1 protein-coding gene is annotated in these 1,514 nt (G+C 40.2%); it reads left to right on the top strand.

Annotated elements, in window-relative coordinates:
- Positions 1–1,278: hypothetical protein (locus KDK14_RS04160; protein ID WP_257263760.1), on the top strand; the 1,278-nt coding region annotated here is incomplete at its 5' end.
- Positions 1,279–1,514: the final 236 nt, after the last annotated feature.

Genomic DNA, 1,514 nt, shown 5'->3' with positions numbered 1-1,514 from the left:
ATAGCTAAATATCCTATTATCGGGATGATCGTTCGACCGATTCTGTCGCCCTGTTTATTATCCCGGTTATCAATTGCAGGAGCTGGTCAAGATGCAGCAACCTCTGGGTGTTTTCAGGCAGACGCTGTTTCAGGAAGACTGGACAAGCCAGCATCTAACGAGGATGTAAAATTAGTTTTTGGCAGGCGTGTCAAAGAATATCTAGAACCCATTTCAGGAAAAATAAATGACTTGAAGTCTATTAAAATAAAGACGCTGGAAGCTATAGCCAGTATTAAAGATGGCGGGCAGGGCAAAAGTAATTTGGATCGGATTGTCTCTGTGATTGTTGATGCACCCGTTGAGAGAAAAAATTCTGTGTTGGCAGCATTTAGAAATTTTTTAACTTTAAATAAAGTTATTGGCAAAGATCAGGTTGCTGATTTCATGGCTGAAATAACCAACATTTCAAATTCTTATGGAAACGTTGAGACTTATAACGAGATTAAGGCACTACAAAATCAGCATGACCTATTAGGTCAGCAACATGCAAAAGAAAAATCTGAATTTCTGGAGATACTGGAGCAAAATGTCAGTGAATTAGAGCCTGAGAGGTTTGAGGATAAAACCTATGTTGCCAGGAAGGGAGGGGATTACACGGTTCATATAGGTAAACCAGGCCCTGGCCAGGCAAGTGATGTTATGGTGCATATTCCTGAGGGAGCGTTACCCACTCGTTGTGGCGAAAATGCAGTTACTTTCAAATCAGGCATTATGCATGGCACAACAATACAAAATGAAGTTCACTATCTGATTGATCATCTTCAGAGAAAAGAACTTTCTCATAATGACCGGGTCAGTTTAGTGGATTATTCTACAACGAGGGTTCGTATTTGCTCAGGTGCTGATCATTTATTATCCATTTATCTTCTGCCAGAGAATGAGAAAGTTGATATTAAATTTCTGAGAACTAAAGAAAAGATAGAAAACAGATCAGATTTGCCATCTCGTGATCAGTTAAATACCGACGTTCTGGTAAATATTGAGGATCTGAGGGTGTTTACTGCTTTAAGTCATTGTCTCATTAATAATGAAAAATTCTGTCAACATCCAATGATATCTTTCGATAATTTTCTGAAATTTGATCTAATTACTTTCACGGGTGAAAAACAGGTATTCCTGGACTTGTTCGGTCTGTTCTTAAAGCGTGCTCAAGATGTTTCCCCAGACTCAAGCAGGGAGAGCGACTATCAACCATCAGAATGGAACGAATACCCGAAAGCAAAAAAGAGACGTTGAAACAGTCCATCTAAAATCACCCGGATCAGGTATTTGAACAAAAGTCGCACCTGACATTGGTGAACGTCGTGGATGGCGCCAAAAACAACTGGACATGCTGCTCCAGGGAGTTACCCGATGGTCATTAAGTGATCGGTTTTTAGTCTGCGAGAGAACCTGAAGAAAGTCTTTGGTTCGTACTTTTGCCGTGAAAAATATTTTGCTCAACCATTTTTCATCCCTGAGGGTGGCGCAAA

Origin of the sequence: Endozoicomonas sp. ONNA2, assembly GCF_024606365.1 — a bacterium.
GTDB lineage: Bacteria > Pseudomonadota > Gammaproteobacteria > Pseudomonadales > Endozoicomonadaceae > Endozoicomonas.
The sequence above is the reverse complement of the archived record's forward strand: the minus strand, read 5'-3'. Positions and strand labels throughout refer to the sequence as shown.